A 21666-nucleotide genomic window follows, 5' to 3' on the forward strand; every position below is an offset into this window, starting at 1 on the left:
CGTAGCTCAGTGGTAGAGCGCATCCTTGGTAAGGCTGAGGTCGTGAGTTCAATCCTCACCGGCAGCACCATTTTTCAATGACTTAGCGCGATATGTGGTTCCCCTCGGGGGAGCTGGACATCACCGGGCCATCACGATCGGTGCGGCGATCGTCCTCGAGAACAGCGACGAAGCGGCCTGGGCGTGCGCCGGGCCGCACCCGAGGGCACGGCAGACCCCCGGCGGTTGGCGGGGCGACCTCTCTCGGGCTTGCCGCTGACGTTGCCTCCACGCGCCTAGGGGCTGCGGATGCGCCCGAGGATTCGCGGGTCTTCGACTGGCCAGATCGCGCAGCTTTGCGGCCAGGCCTCCCTGTGGAACGCCTTCACCAGGCGCGGCAGCTTGGGCGCGATGCCGTCGGATCGTGACAAATAGGTTGCGCGTGTGTGGATGCCCCCAGTTTTGCAAGGTGATTTTCGGACATTTTATGACGGCGTGGCGCTTCTATCGCTCGTGTGTCAGGCCTTTTGGTGTGGCTTGATATGAGCCACGGGCCGGTATGCAGTTCGAAGAACGAGGTCCACATCGGTTCAGAGAGCTTTATGCTCGCGCGCCGGGCCTGGTTTACTCGTCCTGGAACATTGAAGTCCTTGCCGCATAATCGTCTGTCGATCTCCTTGCCGGGGCTTTAGGCCCCTAGCCTCCGGGCGAGGCGACCCGGCTGACGGGCGCACTGGTGCATCGTCTGCCTAGATGCGCTGTATCGCCCGTCCCACGGATCGAGGCGATGGGGCTGCCTGACGACGTGCTTCGCGGCACGGCCCGGTTCTCGTGGTCCCACGACGTGTCGCCGCCGCCATGGCACGAGATCGCGGCGGTGGTCAGGATGCTATCCTGACGTCGGGTCCGTCCCGGGCATCGCTGGGTCCGGGAGGACCTGCTCAAGTCGACAGGTAAAGGCATTGATTGATTGCCCGTCGTTATTGAAGCACGCTGCCGCCGATGCCCGCCAGCGACGCCCTCCTGTCTCCGATCGACATCTCGCTTTGGCGGGAGGACGAGGAATTCGGCATCCATCCGTATGGCTCGAAGGCGAAGCGGACCCTCATCTGTCCGGACGCTCCGGACAACCCGCTCCTGATCGCCGGCCACCGCTACCTCTACAAGCAGGCGGAGAGCTGGAAGGCCCAGCAGATGTGGTCCGAGGCGGTCGCCTACCAGATCGGCGCCGCCGCCGGCCTGCCAGTGCCGCCGTGCTTCGTCGCGTCCAACGCGGCGGACGGCACGACGGGCGCGCTGATCGAGTTCTTCTATGGCTATCCCGGCCAGGATCGCGCGGACCGGCTGGCGCATGGAGCGGACATCCTCCAGGGGGCGGGGCTGATGGATGGCAGCGGCCAGCCGCACTTCCTCAGGGTCAACCTCCAGCACTGCGAGGACGTCGGCATCGCGGGCGCCAGCGACTGGTGGGCCCGCGTGATCGGTTTCGACGCCCTCATCGGAAACACCGACCGGCACAGCCAGAACTGGGGTCTGCTGGTCGATCAGGAGGGCGCTGGCAGGATGGCGCCCATGTTCGACAACGGCACGAGCCTCGCCTACCAGATCAAGGACGTTGCGATAGCGGCGGGTATCGACGCGGACGCCTACGCCAGGTTCGTCCGCAAGGGGCGGCATAGCTGCCGGTGGGCCGGCGACGACCTGACCGCCTATGACCATATCGGCCTTGCCGGTCGCTTCCTCGAGGCGCGCCCTGGGACGGCGCCAGCGATGCGCGCCGCCGTCGCGATCGGCGACGGTGAACTTGAAGGTTTCCTACACGTCTGCAGCGCTATAGACATTGAGCCGAGGTTCACCGCCGGACGCGCCGATATGGTCGGGCGTCTGGTGCGCATGCGGCGCGACCTGCTCGGAGTAGTCCTGGATCAATACCAATGACTGAGTTTCTGGATCAGATCTGTGAGCCCAAGGGGCTGATCGTCGCCTGGCAGTCCTCCGATCTGCGCGGCGAGAACCGCTACCGCTACGCGATCGGTGTCGTGAACCCTTTGGATGCGACGTTCCGCTACTTCCGGCCCGGCCCCGAGTTCTCCGAGCACAACCAGGGGCGCGACTACTCGGAGACGGAGGCGCTCGGCTACCGAGGCTATCCGGCGTTCGACCGGTCTCAGGATCTTCACACCACCGGTGTCATGGAGGCCCTGATGCGGCGGCTGCCGCCGCGCACGCGCTCCGACTTCGACGCCTACGCGGCGAGGTTCCTTCTGCCGCCGAGCCGCACCCTTTCCGACGTGACGCTGCTGGGGAGGACAGAGGCGACGCTTCCGAGCGACGGCTTCTCGGTCGTGGATCCCCTGGATCCGACGATCGATCATTGCGACCTGTTGCTGGAGGTGGCGGGCTTCCGTCACTACGCGGACAAGGTCTCGTTGACCGGCGGTCAGTCTATCGGCGTCATCGCGGATCCCGGGAACCCCTTCGACCGCAACGCGGTGGAGTTCCGGGCTGGGACGGCGAAGTTCGGCAACGTCAACAGGCTGCAGGCGGCCACCTTCCGGCACTGGCTGAACGTCGCCGACGTTCACGCTCGCGTCGAGCGCCTGAACGGCACTCCGGCGCGGCCGCGGGTCTTCGTGCTCGTCACCGTGCGGCCCCGGGTGAATGCCTTGGCCGCCTAGTGGCGGTTGGGCCGAACTCTACCGCGCCGGCTGGGTCAGTTCTTTGGTGCTTCTCGACCGCGTTGGCGCCGTTGCCGACGGCGTCCACGGCCTTGCTGTAGCTTGTTGCGGCTGACGCCGAACTTGTTCGTCCATTACTGAACCTCGTAGTCCTCGCCCATCGCGATTCGCGAAGTGTCCTGCGGTCCGCGCGCGGTCTTGTGGTCGGCCATCGTCGATCCCCTGTTGACGCCCTTGGAGACGCTGGGAGCCACGCGGCGTTGAATCCACATGGCGATGGAGCGCCAGCGCGCGCCGACGCGAGTCCGGAGCCCGACGGAACGAGTCTCCGCCAGGCGATTTTTTCGCCTGTATCACCCCGTCGCAGCGAGATCGTCTCACGAGACGAATCATAGGTATATTGGATCGCGGTTGACGGATGCCTAACGGCGTAAACGAACTCCGATCCCAACGCCGACTCCGTCGCGGTGGCGGCGCAAGGAAGATCGGCCTGTGGTCTCATCGCTCCTACTTCGACCAACGGTATAATCGTGACCGGTCAAAGCGCAGGCCGTCCACCAACGAGGTGGCCTTATGAACACAGCGGCAATCGGCATGCTCGACATTCTTGACGATTATCCCGGGTGCGAAGCCCCCCGCGCGCTATGCGAACGCGCTTGGTCGCGAGGGGGGAGCGGGTCCGGCTACCATCAGACAAGGCCGCCAGGAGGGCGAACGGAAAAGTAAACGAGGTGACGCCTTTCCTCGCCCCTCCAGTTGCGGTGATGTCCGAGGAGATTGAGCGTCCCAGACCGCACATCCGGCACCTCAAGCCAAGTTTTCTCAGCGGGATCGCCGAGTCCTGAGCATGCGACGACGCAGAATCTGAAAACTGAGCAAGGACGTCCCAAGTAGCTGGTAACTAGGCCTCAATAATGGTCACCTTAATTGCAAAGCCCGTTGGACATGAACGCCGCCACCGGGCAGACTGATACAAACAGGGGTTCGGGGATGCCATTTTCGACGAGTCTGATCGACCCAGCGGTTGCGCGATACGAGCGCGAGCGCGACAGGTATCTGAAGCTCGCGGTGCGGGTGGCGGAGATCTGCCAGTCTGTGATCGTGGAAGGCGACGCCGTCCGCGCGCAGGTCACTTCTCGCACGAAGACGCCCCAGAGCTTCCGGGGCAAGCTCGAGCGTTTCTCGCGACAGGAGGACAAGAACTACGCTGACGTCGATGAGATCTTTGGGGGCGTAACCGACTTTGCGGGCGTTCGCGTGGCAACCTACAGCCCCGAGCACGAGGGCAAGGTGACGCAGCGGCTCTGCGGCCTCTTCGTCGGTCCCGGGGGATCTAACACCGAGGTTCACGTCGATCCGAAGAACAAGCTCGATCCGGCCAAGGCGCGCTTTTACCGGGCCACCCACTGCCAGGTGCACCTCCGCGACGAGGACCTTGTTGGCAGCTACGAGAACCTTCGCGGCGCCAGCTGCGAGGTGCAGGTCTGCTCGATGATGGCGCACGTTTGGAACGAGATCGAGCACGACATCGGTTACAAGCCCGAGGGTGCCGGGCCTGGGCCGGCCGAGCTCGGATTGCTAGAGTCGCTCGGACATCTCGCCCGCTCCGGCGATGCGACGATTACCCGCCTTCTTGAGGCGAACGAGGTTCGACTGCAGAATCGGCAGGGTGAATTTAGCGACGTGCACGATTTTGTGGCGCGGCTTCGCGAGCGCTTTCCGGAAGCAGATCTCTCCGTCAACGCCGGCCAGGCATTCGATGCGGCCCAGCGTCTCGGCATCAAGTCGCCGGACGGCTTCGAAGCCATCGTCGGGACCGGCCTGGACGCTAAGACCGCCAAGCTCGCCGCGCGGGAGTTCAACCAGTCTGCGATCGAGGTTGGACGCTCCGATGCCCGGCTAAATCCGGCCTCGGCGGACCTCATCACCGTCATGCTCCTGCCGGCTCTAGCCCAGCTGAAGTATGAGGAACGCAGCGACATCGCTGGGAGGTTGAAGTCCGGCCGCCTGGCGGTCTTGCTTGAGGTGGCGCGCGACATCGCAGCTCGGCCAGCAGGCGCCGAGCGTCTCGCAGGTTGAATGGCGACGTTACCAATCCCGTCCGAGCCCATGCAGTTGGCAATCCCGCTTGTGCATTTGGTCGAGGCGCGTCACGCCTCGGTGAGACTCCGCAATGCGCTTCGATGCGCCACCGAAGACGGAACGCTGCCTTTCGCGACCGCCGACGAATACATGGCTGACCCAAATCCGCGCGCGGCGATGCTGCGGCAGGTGAGGAACCTCGGCCTTCGCAGTGCGAACGAGCTCGACCGAATCGTCCGACTCTTGAGATCGGAAGGCGGAGCATTCCACATCGTCGACGCCGATGACGTAGTGGGCGAGGACGAGATCGACGCGTTGCTCGCGGCGACGGCGGCAGAACTGTCCACCGTTCCGACCCGAGCGGCCATAAGGGACGTTTCCGACGCAAGCCGACTTGAGCGGTTACTCGCTTCGCGCGTTGGCACGATGCCGGTCTGGAGCCTCTGCACCGATTTCGATGCCGTGACCCCCGAGCTCTATCGCGTTCCGGGGATAGGGCAGCGGACGATCGACGACCTGAAGGCAGGCCTTCGGGTGACGGCATCCCGTGTGATCCAGCGTAATGGAGCCCGCCGGACACTGCACAACGCGGCAATGAAGCGAGTGTTCGGCGGCGTGGATGGTCCGGTCTGGATTCCCGAACCGCAACCGGACCTTCATGCCGTCAAGGCCTCCAGGACGATCCGCGAACTGCTCGAGGACATGACGGTCGAGCAGGCCTTCTCCTCGGAGGTCCTTGCTGCGAGACTTCAGCAGCTGGTGCAGCTTCCGCAGATATCTTCGCTGCTCATTGCCGAGCTACTGCTTGACCGGCATGGCTGGAACCTGCGTCTCAGGCGCTTCGGCAACATCGGTCGGACCACCACGCTCGGCTTCTGGGATGTCTGCTGGCGCCGCTTGGCGGCTGCCGCTCGGGATCTGTCCGACACAGAACGCGCCCACATCGCGGGTTTTCTTGAAATCGAGCCCGGGCGTCTCGTGGCCCGCGAGGACGACCTGCTTGCGATGACGGTGTCCGAAGGTAACGATTGTGCGGAGATGGCCGCGAGGGTCGCGGTCCCGACCGAGCTGGACGCGCTCGTGGAATTCCTCTTCGAGCGAATCCAGGCACGCGATGCACCAATCGTTCGTCGCCGGTTCGGCCTCGGCGACGCCCAACCCGAGACGCTTGAGGAGATTGGCGCCGACCTGGGCGTGACGCGTGAGCGCATCCGTCAGATCGAGAAGCGCGGGCTCAGGGACATGGCGCTGATGGCGCGGCGCGTCCCGCTTAGGCAGGCTCTGGACGCCCGCGCCCTCGCATCTTGGAAAGAATTGGCGGGCGATGACTGCATCCTTTTCGCAACCGAGCTGCATGGGCGGCGGCGCCGAGTCGCGGGCGCGACGATACTTTCGCTGGAACTCCTTGGGCTGACGCTTGAGGATTGGCTCGATCAAATTGGGAGCCGGTTCGAGCACGGGTGGTTGCGGATCGGCGAAGAGCGGTCGGAGATCGACGACGTCCTCACGCAATTGCGTTCGACCGGACTCCCCGCGCTTCCCTGCGCGATCGATGATCTCGGACCCAACGCCTCCCCTCCCACGATCTCAGCCGCACTCCGGCTCGGTCTGGGGCTGAGGGTGCATGCAGGCTATGCTGTGGAGGGCAGGTTCGGAGCCCGTCCGCGCCGGACGCTTGGTGTGCATGCCGTTCTGAGCTCGACTAGGTCACCCTTGCATTCGGCGGAACTGCTCCGCCGCTACCGGGCGGCCGTGCCCGCAGACCGCTGCTCGCAGCGCGACTTGTCGATCGTGATGGCTGACGCGCCGCACCTGTTCATCGAGATATCTGAGGAGCGTTGGATCGCACTCGGCAGCGCGGGCGGCGTGCCGGAATCCATATTGACGGCGGCAGAGGACGATGCCGAGGACGAAGCCGGAAAAGAGGTCCCGGTCTCGGCGGAGATTGATGGCAGTCTCGCCGCAGCCTTGATGGCGGAGCTCGAACGTGCCGGACCGCAGGCGCTTGGTCAGCTCACGACCAATCCGCGCCGCTGGTTGCCGCGCGATCGCTCGGTGAACAGCATCGGGCCGACGCTGATCCTGCGGCCGGATCTCTTCATTCGCCTTCTGCCGGGGGTCTATTGCCTGCCCCATCAGGTGCCGACGCACGATGAGGTCGTTGACGGTGATCTTCCCTACCTCGTGGATGGATGGCAGGCTCGTCTACTCGCCCTCGCGCGTCGCGCCGGAGAGCCCTGGGGCACATTTCCGCTCTGGACCCCTGCCGCCGAGATGCGGTTGTGCCGTTGGGCCGACCGGACCGGGGCGGGCGAGGTTCTTCGTAGTCTGTTGGCGGTCGCGACGGTCGAAGCGTGGCCGGCCGACGCTCAGGAGATCGCGCGGTGGCGCGAACGTCGGAGCCGGGAGTCCCGATTCGACCTGTTCGCCACGTTACGGACCCAGGCACTTGAGACCCGGCCGGAGCTGGAGCGTCTGTTAGCCGCGCTCGTGGACCTCGAGGAGCAGCGCGTCACCAACTGGATGGCACTGAACCGCGTCGATGGACGGCGGGTAGACACGCACAGTGGTTGCGCGCTGCTTGGCACCCTCATCATGCTTGGGGCGGTATCTTTGCCCGGATCGCAGGAGGAATGTCCGTGGCAGTTGCCGCATTCGGTGGTCGCGACTCGCGCTTCGGAATTGCGATCGATATTGACGGAGGAACTTCATAGAACCGGCACTCTTGACTGGTCGGGCGCAGTGGGACTCTCAATCGCAGCGGATTTGCGGGCATCGGGCATCGCCGCACCGGCATGGCTCGATCTGCGTCGTTTCCGCAGCGCTTTCGAGGCCTTAGCCGAGCCGGAGCGCCCTGTGGCCGCCGAGATTTCGATGGCGGACGTGTCCGTTGCCGGCTCCCGTCTACTGGCAGAGCGGCGGATGGGCGACTTTCTCGACTGGCTGGGTGAGCAGTGACCTCGAAGGAAGAGAACCCAAGGCGTCCGTCGCCCCTTCGTGATGTTCTGCGCGACCACTACCGAAGCGGGCGCGATGACTTGGGAGAGACGTTCTTCGGCGCGGTGCTGTCGTCGGCCACGCTCTACCGCCGTTCGGTCGGATTTTTCTCAAGCAGCGCGATGGCGAGCTGGGCGGAAGCGCTCCTGCGGATGGCGTCGGACGATCTCGAGGTCCGGTTGATCGCCTCGCCCGAACTTCAGCCAATGGATCTCGAGGTCCTTCGCGCCCTTGAGGCACCTGGCGCCCGCGAGGGCCATCGCGCGAAGTTGGCCGACCGTGTCGTCGAGGAAATCATCAAACTGCTCGATGCGCCTGGTGACACCTCGCGGCGCGCGGGCGTTTTCGCCTGGCTCGTCGCTACCGAACGCCTCAAGCTGAAGTTTGCCTTCGCCGAGCATGTCGATGACGCGCGCATGTATCATGAGAAGATTGGGATCGTGTCGCTTATCGGCGGCGACCGGATCGCCTTCACGGGCTCGGCGAACGAGACTGCCGCCGGTATGAGGCGCAACTACGAGTCAATCGACGTGTATCGGGACTGGAACGCAGCGGAGCGTAGCCGCGTCGAGGTCAAGGAGCAGCAGTTCGATGAGGCTTGGTCGAACGCGGCTGACGGACTTTGCGTGCTGTCGCCCAGTCCGGAAGTGTTGTCTCGTCTCCGCGCCCGCGCCCGCGCGCCATCCACTGCGCCGCGCCCGGCCAAACCCGAGGCGCGGGCGGAGCCGACTCCATCCCGCTGGCGTCACCAGGACGAGGCGGTCGCAGCGTTCGCGGCCGCGGGGGCGGGCGTCCTCGAAATGGCGACCGGCACGGGAAAGACACGCACTGCGCTTCGCATCCTGACGGACCTCGCCAATGCCGGTGACATCCTGTCCGTCGTCGTTACGATGGACGGGACCGACCTGCTGGATCAGTGGGCGGGCGAGTTGGAGCGTTGGCTGGGCGATACGCGGCGACGGTGGATTATGTATCGCCAGTATGAGCGGCATCACGACCTGGAGGAGTTCCTGCTCGAGCCCACGTCCTCGCTGCTCGTCATCTCGCGCACCCAGCTCCCGCGCCTGATGCGCGGCCTTTCGAAGTCAGCTGCCGCGCGGATGCTCATCATCCATGATGAGGTCCACGGGCTCGGCACCCCGTCGCTCGTGCGCGACCTCGCCGGCACCCACGACCGTTTCCGTTACCGACTCGGCCTCAGCGCCACGCCCGACCGCGCATACGATCAGGTCGGCAACGATTTCCTCGAACGTGAGATCGGTCCGTCGCTCTATCGCTTCCCGCTTGAGGCGGCGATCCAACGCGGCGTGCTCAGCGAGTTCGACTACGAACCGCTACACTACGACCTCACCGACGGCGACCGGCAGCGGCTCCGCCAGGTCTACACCAAGCAGGCGAGCCGCGCCCGAGAGGGACGCCCGATGAGCCGGGAGGAGGTGTGGACCGAGATCTCGAGGGTCTACAAGACCGCCGAGATGAAGCCCGCCGTCTTCGCCCAACGGTTGGAGGAGGACGCTTCGATCCTTCAGCGCAGCATCATCTTCGTGGAGACGAAGGAATATGGTCAGCCGATCCTCGAGATGATCGACGGCTACACACACCGCTACCGGACCTATTATGCCGAGGACGACCGGGCGCATCTCGTGGCGTTCGCCGGGGGGGACATCGACTGTCTGATCACGTGCCATCGAATATCTCAAGGAATCGACATCCAGTCACTGAACTCGGTGGTGCTGTTCTCGTCCGCCCGCGCTAGGCTGGAGACAATCCAAAGGATTGGACGGTGCCTGCGGGCCGACCCGTCCAATCCGCACAAGCGGGCCAGAGTGCTCGATTTCGTGCGACCTGCTCAGCCAGGCGACAAGGAGCCGAATGCGGACCAAGACCGCTGCCGATGGCTCACCGAGCTTTCCAAGATGAGAAGGGAGGAAGAACTTGCCACTTGATCCAGCTGTAGTCCGGGCCCTGCGTCAGGCCGTCGAGGAGGAATCCCAGCCGCCGATTGTGGCCGAGCAGCTCCAGGCGTGGCTCCTCGCAGTCGGTGAGGGCGATGCCAGCGTGGACGCGCAGATGCAGATCTACGACGTCCTGCGTCAGCAGATCAAATTGGACGGTGACGATGCGAATTAACCTGCTCGGCTGGTCCAGCGAGGGCATGCGATGTCCTGACGTCAGGGTGGATTTGGCGGACGGAATGCAGGCATCGAGGGTCAGTCTCATCCAGATGCCCAATGGCACCGGCAAGACCACGACGCTCACGCTGATCGAGGCAGCCATGAACGGCGCCGCCACCAAATGGAGCGAGATTGAGGTCCGTGACCTGCGCCGCGCAGGAGACGAGAGGGCCAAGGGTTCCTTTGTCGTCCGGCTCGCCGTCGACGGCAAGCCCCTCACGTTCGAGCTCGTTCTCGATTTCCAGCGTGGGGTCGCGAGCTATCGCACGACCAATCCGGGCAGCGGCGGCGTCCAGTCGAACTGGTCGCCTCCGCCGTCGGTCAGGCGCTTCCTGAAGCCCGAGTTCCTCGACCTGTTCATCTTCGACGGCGAGTTCGCTGGAAAGCTGTTCGATCAGCGAGGGCTGGAGGCGGAATATGCGATCGACGCACTATGCCAGCTCTACGTTATCGAGGACGTGTCGCGGTTCGCGGAAGAGGCCTGGAGCCGCAAGGCCAAGCAGGTGCAGGTAAAGTCTGAGTCAGGTCTTCAGCGGCTGCAGGACGCTCATCAGGCGCTGCAGCGCCGCAAGGCCGAGGTCATTCGCTTCCGCGAACAGGCCGCGAGCGGCGTAAGCCGCCTCCACGCCGATTACGAGGAGTTCGACCGGCGCATCAAGGCCAAGCTGAGCGGTGGCGCGGCAACCCGCGAGCGTTTCGACACGGCACAGGGGGAGCTCGCCACGGCGGGTGCCCGTCTGGCGCGTGCGTCCGGTGCGGCTATGCAGGCGCTGCGAATGCCGCTGGCGCTCCACACCTCGTTCGGTCGCGACCTTTGGCAGCTCAAGGAGGGGCTGGACCGGCTGCGGTTGCCAGAGAACACCTCGAGCCAGTTTTTCCAGGAACTGCTTGAGGAGTCGGATTGCATCTGTGGCCGCGAGATGACCGAGGGCGCGCGGGAGGAGATCCGGGCGCGCTCGGAACTCTATCTCGATTCGCCCGAATACGGGATCATCAACGCGATGAAGACCGACATCGAGGCCGTTGGACGCGACCAGGCTGAAAGCGGCCTAGCGATCGCGTTCGGCACCGTCATCGCGGAATTGGCCGAGGCGCGGCGGGCCAAGCGGCTGGCCGACCAGGACGTCGAGATCCTGAAGCAGCAGTTGAAGGACAGCGGCGACGCCGACATCCAGACGTGGGAGGACGAACAGGCCACGGTTATGACCCGGTTGGCCGAATGCCGTGAACTGATCACGCGCATCGACGCAGCGGTCGACGAGGACAACGAGGAAGATCCCGACACTTGGTCGCTCGCCTCGCTCGAGGGTCAGCTCACGCACTCGGGCCGGCAGATCGCCGAGATCACCGACACGCTGACGCTGCGCAGGCAGACGGAGATGATCGTGCAACTCCTCAAGCGGACGCTTGAGTTGGCTCGCGGGGAGATCAAGGCTGAGCTGATCGAATCCTGCAACGAGACTATCGCCAAGGTGCTCGTGAACGACCCGCTTCGCATCTCAGGGATCGACAAATCGCTGAAGCTGTCGGGCCAGTCGGGCGCCAGCGTTGGGCAGATTCTCAGCGTCGGCTACGTCTTCCTGATGAACGTGCTGAAGCGCGGCAACAACGAGCTGCCCCTTGTCGTGGACAGTCCCGCGAACCCGATCGACGCCGGCGTTCGGCGCAGGGTGGGCGCTCTCATACCTCAACTTACCGAGCAGTTCGTCGGGTTCACGATCAACACCGAGCGCGAGGGCTTCGTGCCCGCCCTCCACGAGGCGGCGGGTGGCGACGTTCGGTATCTCACGCTTTTCCGACGGACCCCTGGCACGACGAACCTGATGACAAACCTCCCGGAGACATCCACCATCAGCGACAATTCCGTGCTCGTGCACGACAAGCGGTTCTTCGAGACGTTCGATCTCACCGACGAGGAGGCCTGACGTGGCCTATTTCCGACTGCGCAAGGACGCCGAGAAGTGGTTCGGCGAAATTTCAGAGGCTCCCGAGATCAAGGTCAAGTGGGACATCTATTATATGTGCCTGATGGCGGGGTTCGCGTCGGGCCGATCTAGCGACGCGACCGCCACCGACATGGTCGAGCGGTTCGTGGAGGAGTATCGTCCTGTTAGGCACTTTCTGATCGGCCTGCTCGTCGTGGCGGAGCTCCGCCTCACTAAAGTCGACATCTCCGACAGGGCTCAGGTGCGCGAACTCTTCCGCAAGCTGGTCCAACCGAACGGGACGAACGATCTGACCGACACCGGAATGCGGCGCATGAACGCCTATGCGAGCGGCGGCTGGGAGTATCTGGCCGAGAGCCGCGACCAGCGACCCTACACGATTGAGGAGTTCATGCAGAGTTACCCCAAGATAATCGAACGGGCGATGGAGGACTCCGGCATTTCACTGAGCTAGCGCGTTGACCCAACCTGAACGGTCGAATTCGTAGAAGCGCTGAAGGTGGATGTCTGACGCCGGATGGACGCACCGATGGCGAACCGGTTAGTCGCCGCCTCCGTCGCTATCCGTGGCGCTTGACCGCTTCTCCGATGAGCCCGGAAGCGAACAGCCCCCAGTGACTGCGCAGCTCGCCGTATGCCTCGTCGGGATCGGCGTGCATGTTCTCCGCCTTGGCGTATGCCATCAGCAGCAGGTCGATGCCGACGCTCAGCTTGTTGAGCAGGATCGAGGCCTCGGCGGGATCCACCTCCTCCACATCGAGCGCGGCCATCGCCTTGAGCGGCGTGACCAGTTCGGACATGAACGGGTGCCGGTCGTTGACAGACACGACCGCCTTGCCGGTCAGGTGCCGGATGTCGAGCATGTCCTTGCCGGGCCATTGCCCGTCCACGATCGTCACCGCACGCCGGTCGAAACTGTCACGCACCCACCTCAGCTTGTCGGCGGAGGCGGGGTCATCGGGGTCGAGGCCCATATCGGTGACGATCTCTGCAAGCGCCCGTGCGACGTCCTCGTCGGACTGGTCCAGGTTGGCCCGACCGGCGGGTGCGGTGAGCTCGAAGCCGTCGGCGATGTCGTGCGCCGGGACATGCTCGTCGCCCGTCTCGCTCTTCGTCGCGCACTGGATTTCGTGCCAGTAGTTCCGGACGTCCTTGCGCGCGCGCTTGACGGGCTTCTCCAGTGCCCTGCGGAGTTCCTCGCGCAGCTTGCTCACAGGCTCCGCGCCCCGCTTCACGTTGCGAACCTGGAAGTATTCGTCGAGCGCGGCGGGGAAGTCGATCTCGACGCCGATGTATCGGTCGACCAGGTCGCGACCGCCGGGATAGAGCTTGGGCACCAGGTCGTAGTAGATTTCCCGCCCGTTGCGCAGCATGCTCACCTTCGACTCGTTGTCGGGAATGTGCAGCTCCGCGAAACCCTCCCTTCCCTTCAAGGCCCGACCGCCCAGATTGGGCTTCTCGCGGAAATGGCGGGGTATAAGCGTGACGGTCCACTTCACCTGATGGTCGTCGATGTCGAAGGTGCCGCTGTCGATGGTCTCAGCCTTCGGCACGTCTGGGAAGCGCTTCGCGACGCGGGGATTGTCGAGCAGGAATAGCGGGTCGTGCAGCGTGACGACATCGCCGTCCAGCTCGATGCGCAGCCCGTTGTCGATGAAGCGCCGGTATGCGCGGGCCAGGAACTTTCGCAGTCCCTGCATCTTCTCCTGGACGGAGGTTCCGAAGCGCCCGCCCTCCTGTAAGCGATCGATGTTCCGCCATACTACCAACGTGCCGGACGCGAAAGGGCGCTTGCTGCCCGGGTCGGCCATCAGTTTTCCGAACCCGACCGGCCAGCCCGCGCCTTCGGATACGGCCAGGTCGGTCTGAAGTCCGGCGCGCACCTCGACGAGATCGAGATGCGTGCTGAAGATCCGGTCGTCGCCTCTGCTCTTGGTATGGACCTCGACGCGCTGGGCCTGACTGAGCGAAGCGAGCTTGAGGCCCATGCCGAACCGGCCGAGGCTCTCCCGGCTGTCGTAGCGGGATGAAAAGCCGAGCGAGAGCACGCGAGCGAGGATTGCCGGTGCAATCCCCGTCCCGTCGTCGGCGATGCCGAGCTCCACGACCGATCCGGCATCGTCGCGGGCGGTGGCGATGCGGATGTGCCGGGCCCCCGCCTGGTAGGAGTTGTCGACCACCTCGCCGACCGCCGCGCTGAGGTCGAAGCCGGAATTACGGGAGCTCTCGAGCGCGTGCTGGACCTGCGTCAGGGGTGCATTCGGATATGGCGCGACGCTTTCGTTGCCATTTTTCATACATCGTTCCTCTCAGAGTTGGAGCGGCACCAGATCGTCCCTGGTGCGAAACTGCGTCCTGGAGCAGTCGCCGCGGCTGGGGCCTTGTGCGGTGGCCCAGGCACCACGGGCGCGCTGTCGGGCACGGCTGAGCCGGACTTTTGCAATTTCGTAGCTGACGCCGAGCGCCTCGGCGACGTCGTCGGGCGCACCGCCGTCCAGCGCGATGGCTAGGATCTCCTGGTCGGCGGCCGAGGAGGTGCGGCGGATGCTGTCGATCACGTCGGCGCGCAGGACGTCGTAGCCTTCGCCCTCTGAGGTCTCGCTCGTCGAGCCACCTTCGGCCATGATGTCGAGCACGGCGATGTTCTCAGCGAAGAGCGCAGCGCGACGCTGCAGCTTCTTGCGCGCGTCGCTCATAGCGTTGCGCTCGAGGTGGAAGGGATTGCCGGTCCGGTCCGGCTGGCTGAGGAGGTAGTTGAGCGCCTCCTCGGTCTGCTCGGCGCGCCAGGGTTGCAGGCGTCCACATAGAAGGCTGTCCTGCAGGCGCAGGACCGCCACGGTCACATTTTCGTTCATTCAGATATTCCTCAACCTGGCTGTGGCCACCGCCAGGGGCGGACACGGCTGTCTTCGGATTGCCGCAGTTCACTCGGACTGCGGCGCCACACGGCGCTAGCCTTCCAATTTCGATAGGGGTGCGACGAAGAGGGTTGTTGCAGGTTGGGCGTTGATCACGGAGCGATCGCCGGTCATGTCACGCGCCAGCTACCGTGGACTCCCAGCTTCAAAACCTCTCAAGACGAGATGCTCGAGGACTTTGGGGTTCCGCCCTAAGTCTGGCGGTCGGCTAGGACCGGGGAAGCGGATACAGCTACATCTCGCACCAGCTCTGCTTTCGGCAGTCTGCCTTGCGCAGTTCGCCGCCGCGTAGGGCTGCCGCGCGGTTGGTGCGTCTGTTCGGACACGTCCGCCAGCCCCGTCCGGAAAGCGCCTTGATGATGACACACCAGATTGACGAGCGCGCTCAGCGTCTCGGCAAGATGTGCATGCAAGTGTTCAAGATATGAAAGGGTCGTCGGCCTGCGCACGCGCGAGCGCGCGGATCCCGTCAAGCAGCACGATCGTCGCCCGGCAATCGTCCTCGTTGTAATCGAGGATGCGCTGCCTGACTGCCCGGTCGCCGGTCTCGACCCACCGGTGATACCATTCGATGCTCGCCGCGCCGCTCGGGTCGCTATCTCTCCAGGCGAAACCCAAATATTTGGCGAGCGTCTTGATAGAGTGGTTGCGCGTCGGCCATTCGGTCGCGCGCGTGACGATGTCGAAGTATAGATCGACGGAGCGCGGGGTCGTGAACAGCGCCTCGATCTCGGCCGCGCCGCAGACGTCGGGGTATTTCGCCTGCAGCTTGCGATACATCGTCCTCTCGTATTTCGAGTAGTAGAATATGACGCTGTCGGGCCGCTCCTGCATGTATGCGATGGCGTCGGCGAAGGCCTCCCGTTCGTGTTCCATCGTCGGCTCGTCCGCGTAGAAGCCGGTGAAGGTCTCGCTCGCGGGATCGCGGTCTCGACGCTCGATGAAACCGTGCAGGTAGACGACGTCGCGCATCGGGTCGGCCTCGATGTCGAAGAACAGCTCGACCGCGCGCACGGGTAGCTCGACGGGCGCGCGGAGGAAGGCCGTGGCGCCGGGCTGGGTCAGCAGCTTGGCGCGCGCGTGGAAGAGGCGCAGCCGGTCGGGTCCGAGCCCCGGGAAGACGGTCTTCTTGCCGCTCACCAGCGCTTCCGGATCGCTCTCAGCGAACTCCGCGAGCGTGACGATCGTCGGCGCCATTCGGTCGCGGAGCGCGCGGCCGAGCGAGGGGATCAGCGTGAGGTCGCCCGCCGCCTCCAGTTCGACGCGGCAGACGGTGTGCCAGTGGCAGAGCCCGCAGGCGGCCGCGAGCGCGCCGCGGGTTTCGACCTGTTTGGCGAGAGCCGCGCGCACCGCGTCACGGCAGCCCTCATATAGCTGCCACCATGTCTCATCGGTCCGGCCGGCCCGCGCTTCCGTCAGTTCGTAGCGGACGCGCTCGCCCCGCACGTCCCAGATTTCGGCGAATCGGCCGGCTGAGCGACCGAGCCGCTCGAGCACATCGACGTATAGCGCGACTTGGACGACGTAGTGCGCCTTGGGTGTCCCGTCCGTTCCGTCGCCCTCCTCGCCGCGCCCCGACTTTATGTCTGCGGGGATGTAGCGTGAGCCGACGCGGATCAGCAGGTCGGGATCGCCAAGCAGGTCGTCCGCCGCGATCCGTCCCCCCTGGATGATCGGGGCACCGGCATCCATCGCGGCGAGCGTTGCGGCGATGCGGTCGCCATCACCGTCGCCGATCAGTGCGGTGCCCGCAGGAAGTGCGTCAACGACCTTCCGCTCGAATGCCGAACCTCTTTCCCAGAGCATCCGCACGAACGGGCTGACCACGTCGCGGGTCGCGGGATCGGCGAATGCGTCGAGCGAGACGCGATGCGGACATGAAACGTGGTCGTAGAGCTGACTTGCCGTGATCTGCAATGGTGCCTCCTAACCTCGTGCGGATCACGTTCCTCTCTGAGGGGCGCGGCGGTGAGAGTTGTTGCCGGGTTGTTTTCGCATATGTTGGGTCGCGTTAGTACTGGTGCCAGCGCACCATTCGGTTCGCCCACCGGCGGGTCAAGGCAGTTCGCAACCGGCTTGACGGCTAACGAGCTAGAGCAACCGTTTTGCGGGTGGCCGGGGTCGAACCGCCACTCCTCGCTGACCTGATGGTCAAGAGGGCGTTCGCGTCAGTGGTCGCGATGCACTTTGCCAACCGGGTGGAATGCGGACCGACCGCTTTGGAGCGATGTTTAATGTAACCCGACATTCGTTGTCGGGCCTCATGGCATTATCTAAGCCCCCCGGGATGGAGCCATCTTCAACGGGTCTGCCCTCTCCAAAGCAGGGATTCTTCCGATAGGCCGACTGCGGGCAAAATCTCATAGGGCCGGTCGTCGGCTGGTCTGCAGCGCGCTATGCTAGCAAAATGTCGATGAATGAACCGAGCCCCCGCATCCCGCGTACAGTCTGGGTGCTGGGCTTCGTCAGCATGTTCATGGATATCTCGTCCGAGATCATCCACGCGCTGCTGCCGCTGTTCCTGACAGTGACGCTGGGCCTCAGCGTCGCGATGGTCGGACTGATTGACGGTGTTGCCGAAGCGACCGCGTCGATCACCAAAATATTCTCCGGCTATCTTTCGGACCGGATGGGCAAACGCAAGCCGCTGATCCTGATCGGCTATGGGCTTGGCGCGCTGTCAAAACCGGTCTTCGCGCTTGCGGGCACCGCGCCTATCATCATGGGCGCGCGCTTTGCCGACCGAATCGGCAAGGGGCTGCGCGGCGCACCGCGCGACGCGCTGGTCGCGGACGTCACCCGGCCCGAGATACGTGGCCGTGCGTTCGGGCTGCGCCAGTCGATCGATACGGTCGGGGCCTTCCTCGGGCCGCTGATCGCGATCGCGGCGATGGCAGCGTTCGCCAACGACATGCGCGCGGTGTTTTGGATTGCGGTCATTCCGGCGGGCATTGCGGTGCTTCTCGTGCTGGTGGGCGTCCAGGACGCCGAGCACCCCCCAGAAAAAAGCGAGGCGCGCGTTCCGGTTCGCATTGGCGATCTGCGGCGGCTCCCACGCGCTTTCTGGCTGCTCGTCGGCATCGGGGCGGTCTTCACGCTCGCGCGGTTCAGCGAGGCGTTTCTTATCCTTAAAGCCAACGCTGAAGGGCTACCGCTCGCGCTGACCCCGCTCGTGCTCGTTGCGATGAACGCGGTATATATGTTCGCGGCCTATCCGCTCGGAAGCCTCTCGGATCGGGTGAGCGCCAAGAGCATGCTGATCGGCGGCCTCGTGGCGCTGATCGCCGCCGATCTCGCGCTGGCGCTGCTGCAAGGGGTGGCGGGCGCGTTTATGGGCATCGCGCTGTGGGGCGTCCACATGGCTGTGACGCAAGGGCTGTTCGCCAAACTCGTCGCGGATCGTTCGCCTCCCGAACTGCGCGGATCGGCGTACGGCGTGTTCAATCTTGTCACGGGCCTGTCGCTTCTTGTCGCGAGCGTGATCGCGGGGGTAGCATGGGATGCGATCGGGCCGAGCGCGACATTTCTGACAGGCGTGGCCTTCGCGTTCGCCGCCCTCGTTGGGCTGTCGGTCGTGCGGCCAGACACGCAGCAGTTTTGAACAGGACAAAAAGCAATCGACCGCATATCGGGACGCCATTATGATTAAGCGTCCATTACGATTGCCGATCACCGCAGCCATGCTCGCCACGGCTTTCGCCGCCGCCAGTCCGGCCCTCGCTCAGGACGCACAGCGCGAAGAGCAAGAACGCGAGGCGGCAGAGAGCGTAGACATCGTCGTGCAGGCGACACGCTCAGGCAAGCGTGTCGGCGACGAGCCAATCCGCGTCGAGGTGATCGACGCCGAAGAGCTTGCCGAAAAGATCACGATGGTGCCGGGCAACATCGCTATGGTCGTGGCGGAGACAAACGGCCTGCAGGTGCAGATCACCTCGCCAGGGCTCGGGGCAGCCAACATCCGCGTGCGCGGGCTCGACGGGCGCTATACGCAGATCCTCGCCGACGGTTTGCCGCTCTATGGCGGTCAAGCCCCTTCGCTCGGCCTCCTACAGATACCGCCGACCGATCTCGCACGCGTCGAAGTGATCAAGGGCTCGGCCTCGGCGCTTTACGGTGCGTCTGCGCTCGGCGGCGTCATCAATCTCGTCTCGCGCCGCCCGAAGGATGATTTTAATGCCACCATTCTTTTAAACACCACGCACCGTGACGGGCAGGATCTGGCCGCCTACGCGGCCGCGCCGCTCGGCGGAGCATGGGGCGGATCGCTGACCGGTGGCCTCAACCGCCAAACCGCGCAGGACCGTGACGGCGATGGCTACGCCGACATCGCCAGCTACCGCCGCGCGACGCTGCGCCCGCGCCTGTTCTGGACGGGCGACGACGGGGCGAAGGCTTTGCTGACCGCTGGCTATCTGGCCGAAGACCGCGTCGGCGGTACGATCGGCAGCGCGGTTCTTTCCGATGGAAGACCTTACCGCGAGACACAAACGACCGAGCAGTTCGATGCCGGGCTGGTCGGTGAATGGCCAATCCACGGGATCGGCCGGTTGCACCTGCGGGCCTCGGCGACGAACCAGGCTGCGCGGCGCACCTATGGCGCGACGCTACAGGACGAGCGTCGGTCAACGCTGTTTGGTGAGGCATCCCTCGCAGGCGGTGAGGAAGGCACGAGCTGGGCGGTGGGCGCGGCGATCCAGTCGGACCAGTTCCGCTCGCCCCAATTCGCAGCGTTCGACTATCGCTACACCGTGCCGGGTGTGTTCGCGCAAGTCGATCAGAATATCGGCGAGACGGTGACGATCGCGGGCAGCGCGCGCGTCGATTTTCACAACCGTTACGGCACCTTCCTCAGTCCTCGGCTGTCGGTGCTCTACAAGCCCGAGGGCTGGACGATGCGCGGATCGGTCGGGCGCGGGTTCTTCGCGCCGACGCCGTTCGTAGAGGAAATCGAGTCGGCGGGCCTGGCCCGGCTCGAGCCACTGTCCGGACTTAAAGCCGAGATTGCCGATTCCGCCTCGATCGATGTCGGCCGCAGCTTCGGGCGCACCGAGGTCAACGCTTCGGTCTTCGCATCGCGCGTCGAAAATGCGGCCACGCTGGTGCCGTCGGTGGGCGGCACGGGCGTACGCCTCGTCAACAACCCCGGACAGGTTCGCACGCGCGGATTGGAGCTGCTCGTTCGGCACCGCTGGCGCAAGCTGGTGCTGAGTGCGAGCTATGTCCTCGTCGATGCTACTGAGGCCGCGCCATCGCGCGGACGCCAAAGCGTCGCGCGCACGCCGCGCAACACGTTCGGCGCGGTTGCGATCTGGGAGGTTGAGGGCAAAGGCCGGATCGGGATCGAAGCGTTCTATACCGGTAGCCAGCGACTTGACGGCGACCCGTTCAGCACCGCCAGCCGCCCCTTTGTCCAGCTTGGTTTGTCAGGTGAACTGAAGTTCGGTCCAGCCAGCGTGTTCATCAACCTCGAGAACATCCTCGATGCACGCCAGACGCGCTACTCCCCGCTCGTCCGCTCAACGCCCGCGATCGACGGACGCCGCACGATCGACGTATGGGCGCCGCTCGAAGGATTTGTCGCGAATGCCGGGGTCAAGTTCCGGCTCGGCGATTGAGTTGAGATCACGCGACAGCTGATTAGTGCGTGACTTCAGGGGCCGCTGGGCAGCCTAAAGGTTCTTTCACAATTGGGACCGCCCAAAGATGCGCGCAGTAATATCGCTAGATTTTATCGATCGACTCGATCTCGGCCGTCCTGCCGTCCCAGCGAAATGCGAAACGAACCTTGTCGCCGACCTTAAGGCCGCCCGTCTGACCGCTCTTTGCCGCGAAGCCCATCGTCATGGCAGGCCAGCTTAGTTCGGCGACGGGACCGTGTGCAAGCGTGATCTTGCCGGTGTCAGCATCGATCGCGGTGATCGATCCCTCCCCGGTTGCGGATTTCGGTTCCGCCAACGCCAGCGCGGCCAACGAATCGTTGGCGGTCGTCTTGGGGGTGGGGGCAGGATTGCCGCAGGCCGTAACCAGCAAGGCGGCGGCGAGAATGGCAACGGTCTTCATGACAAAGTTCCTTGGTTGGTGTTGGCGGTTTTTCCACGACGACGGCGCATCAGCAGATAGCCTGCGGGGATGACGAGCATCGACAGGAGCGGGGCTGTGAGCATGCCGCCGATCATCGGTGCGGCGATCCGGCTGGTCACTTCAGAGCCGGTGCCCGTGCCGATCAGGACGGGAAAAAGGCCAGCGAGGATGACGGCGACCGTCATCGCCTTGGGCCGCACGCGTAGCAGTGCGCCCTCGCGCACCGCCGCCTCGACCTCGGCGGGGGCGGGATCGCTGCCGCGATCGGCAAGCGCATGCTTCAGATAAATGAGCATCACGACCCCAAATTCCGCCGCGACTCCCGCCAGCGCGATAAACCCGACGGCGGTTGCGACCGACTGGTTATAGCCGAGCAGCCAGAGCAGCCAGAACCCGCCGGTCAGCGCGAACGGCAACGTCGCCATCACCAGCAACGCTTCGTCGAACCGGCCGAACGTCACGTAGAGCAGGACGAAGATGATCAGCAGCGTCGCGGGTATAACTATCGTCAGCCGCTCACGGGCGCGCGCGAGATATTCGAACTGCCCGGTAAAACTCACGCTGATCCCCGGCGGCAGCTTGACGTCGCGGGCGATCACCCGCTGAAGATCGGCGACGATCGAGGTCAGGTCGCGGCCGCGCGCATCGACATAGATCCACGTCACCGGTCGCCCATTCTCGCTGCGTAACATCGGCGGGCCTTCGCTGGTCGTGATCGCGGCGACCGTTCCCAGCGTCACCTGCTGGCCGCCGGGGGTCAGGAAGCGGAGGTTGCGCAGCGCATCGACGCTGTCGCGAAGCTCGCGCGGAT

15 protein-coding genes and 1 tRNA gene are annotated in these 21666 nt (G+C 64.7%); 11 read left to right on the forward strand and 5 right to left on the reverse strand.

Annotated elements, in window-relative coordinates; translation table 11 throughout:
- Nucleotide 1 precedes the first annotated feature (1 nt).
- The 9 genes from K2W81_RS14890 to K2W81_RS14930 all read left to right on the forward strand — a co-directional run bounded on the left by K2W81_RS14890 (nucleotide 2) and on the right by K2W81_RS14930 (nucleotide 12310).
- A tRNA-Thr gene (locus tag K2W81_RS14890) sits at nucleotides 2–70 on the forward strand.
- 911 nt (nucleotides 71–981) lie between these two features.
- Nucleotides 982–1917 (forward strand): HipA domain-containing protein, encoded by a 936-nt coding sequence (locus K2W81_RS14895; RefSeq protein ID WP_294105775.1) that lies wholly within the window; start codon nucleotides 982–984, stop codon nucleotides 1915–1917.
- Nucleotides 1914–2657, forward strand: coding sequence for a hypothetical protein (locus K2W81_RS14900; RefSeq protein WP_294105778.1), 744 nt, complete (start codon nucleotides 1914–1916; stop codon nucleotides 2655–2657). The genes K2W81_RS14895 and K2W81_RS14900 overlap by 4 nt, the downstream gene beginning before the upstream one ends.
- A gap of 945 nt (nucleotides 2658–3602) precedes the next feature.
- A complete protein-coding gene (locus K2W81_RS14905) occupies nucleotides 3603–4736 on the forward strand; it encodes a hypothetical protein (RefSeq protein ID WP_294105781.1) in 1134 nt (377 codons plus the stop codon).
- A gap of 30 nt (nucleotides 4737–4766) precedes the next feature.
- Complete coding sequence (locus K2W81_RS14910) at nucleotides 4767–7697, forward strand: sigma factor-like helix-turn-helix DNA-binding protein (protein ID WP_294105784.1); 2931 nt, start codon at nucleotides 4767–4769, stop codon at nucleotides 7695–7697.
- Complete coding sequence (locus K2W81_RS14915) at nucleotides 7694–9682, forward strand: DEAD/DEAH box helicase family protein (RefSeq protein ID WP_294105786.1); 1989 nt, start codon at nucleotides 7694–7696, stop codon at nucleotides 9680–9682. Before K2W81_RS14910 ends, K2W81_RS14915 begins: the two co-directional genes overlap by 4 nt.
- Entirely contained in the window at nucleotides 9672–9866 is a 195-nt protein-coding gene (locus K2W81_RS14920) for a hypothetical protein (RefSeq protein ID WP_294105789.1), read from the forward strand. The genes K2W81_RS14915 and K2W81_RS14920 overlap by 11 nt, the downstream gene beginning before the upstream one ends.
- A complete protein-coding gene (locus tag K2W81_RS14925; protein WP_294105791.1) occupies nucleotides 9850–11835 on the forward strand; it encodes a hypothetical protein in 1986 nt (661 codons plus the stop codon). Before K2W81_RS14920 ends, K2W81_RS14925 begins: the two co-directional genes overlap by 17 nt.
- A gap of 1 nt (nucleotide 11836) precedes the next feature.
- Nucleotides 11837–12310 carry a hypothetical protein gene (locus K2W81_RS14930; RefSeq protein ID WP_294105793.1) on the forward strand — a complete coding sequence of 158 codons (474 nt, stop codon included), beginning with the start codon at nucleotides 11837–11839 and terminating at the stop codon, nucleotides 12308–12310.
- Nucleotides 12311–12416: 106 nt separating this feature from the next.
- On the opposite strand, the gene K2W81_RS14935 is transcribed toward K2W81_RS14930, so the two are convergent.
- The 3 genes from K2W81_RS14935 to K2W81_RS14945 all read right to left on the reverse strand — a co-directional run bounded on the left by K2W81_RS14935 (nucleotide 12417) and on the right by K2W81_RS14945 (nucleotide 16691).
- Nucleotides 12417–14153 carry an ATP-binding protein gene (locus tag K2W81_RS14935; RefSeq protein ID WP_294105794.1) on the reverse strand — a complete coding sequence of 579 codons (1737 nt, stop codon included), beginning with the start codon at nucleotides 14151–14153 and terminating at the stop codon, nucleotides 12417–12419.
- Between the two features lie 12 nt (nucleotides 14154–14165).
- The gene (locus tag K2W81_RS14940) at nucleotides 14166–14711 is read right to left on the reverse strand and encodes a hypothetical protein (protein WP_294105796.1); all 546 of its coding nucleotides are present in this window, start codon (nucleotides 14709–14711) and stop codon (nucleotides 14166–14168) included.
- A gap of 480 nt (nucleotides 14712–15191) precedes the next feature.
- Nucleotides 15192–16691, reverse strand: coding sequence for a TM0106 family RecB-like putative nuclease (locus K2W81_RS14945; RefSeq protein ID WP_294105798.1), 1500 nt, complete (start codon nucleotides 16689–16691; stop codon nucleotides 15192–15194).
- 490 nt (nucleotides 16692–17181) lie between these two features.
- Between K2W81_RS14945 and K2W81_RS14950 the strand changes: the two genes are divergently transcribed.
- Both K2W81_RS14950 and K2W81_RS14955 read left to right on the forward strand, forming a co-directional pair.
- On the forward strand, nucleotides 17182–18375 hold the full coding sequence (locus tag K2W81_RS14950; RefSeq protein ID WP_294105801.1) for an MFS transporter: 1194 nt from the start codon (nucleotides 17182–17184) through the stop codon (nucleotides 18373–18375).
- Nucleotides 18376–18454: 79 nt separating this feature from the next.
- Entirely contained in the window at nucleotides 18455–20389 is a 1935-nt protein-coding gene (locus tag K2W81_RS14955) for a TonB-dependent siderophore receptor (protein ID WP_294105804.1), read from the forward strand.
- Nucleotides 20390–20495: 106 nt separating this feature from the next.
- Here K2W81_RS14955 and K2W81_RS14960 read toward each other — a convergent pair whose 3' ends face one another.
- Entirely contained in the window at nucleotides 20496–20834 is a 339-nt protein-coding gene (locus K2W81_RS14960) for a copper-binding protein (RefSeq protein ID WP_294105807.1), read from the reverse strand.
- On the reverse strand, nucleotides 20831–21666 hold an 836-nt coding region (locus K2W81_RS14965; RefSeq protein WP_294105809.1), incomplete at its 5' end, for an efflux RND transporter permease subunit. The genes K2W81_RS14960 and K2W81_RS14965, both read right to left, overlap by 4 nt.

Origin of the sequence: Sphingomonas sp. (assembly GCF_019749955.1) — a bacterium.
Classification (GTDB): Bacteria; Pseudomonadota; Alphaproteobacteria; order Sphingomonadales; family Sphingomonadaceae; genus Sphingomonas.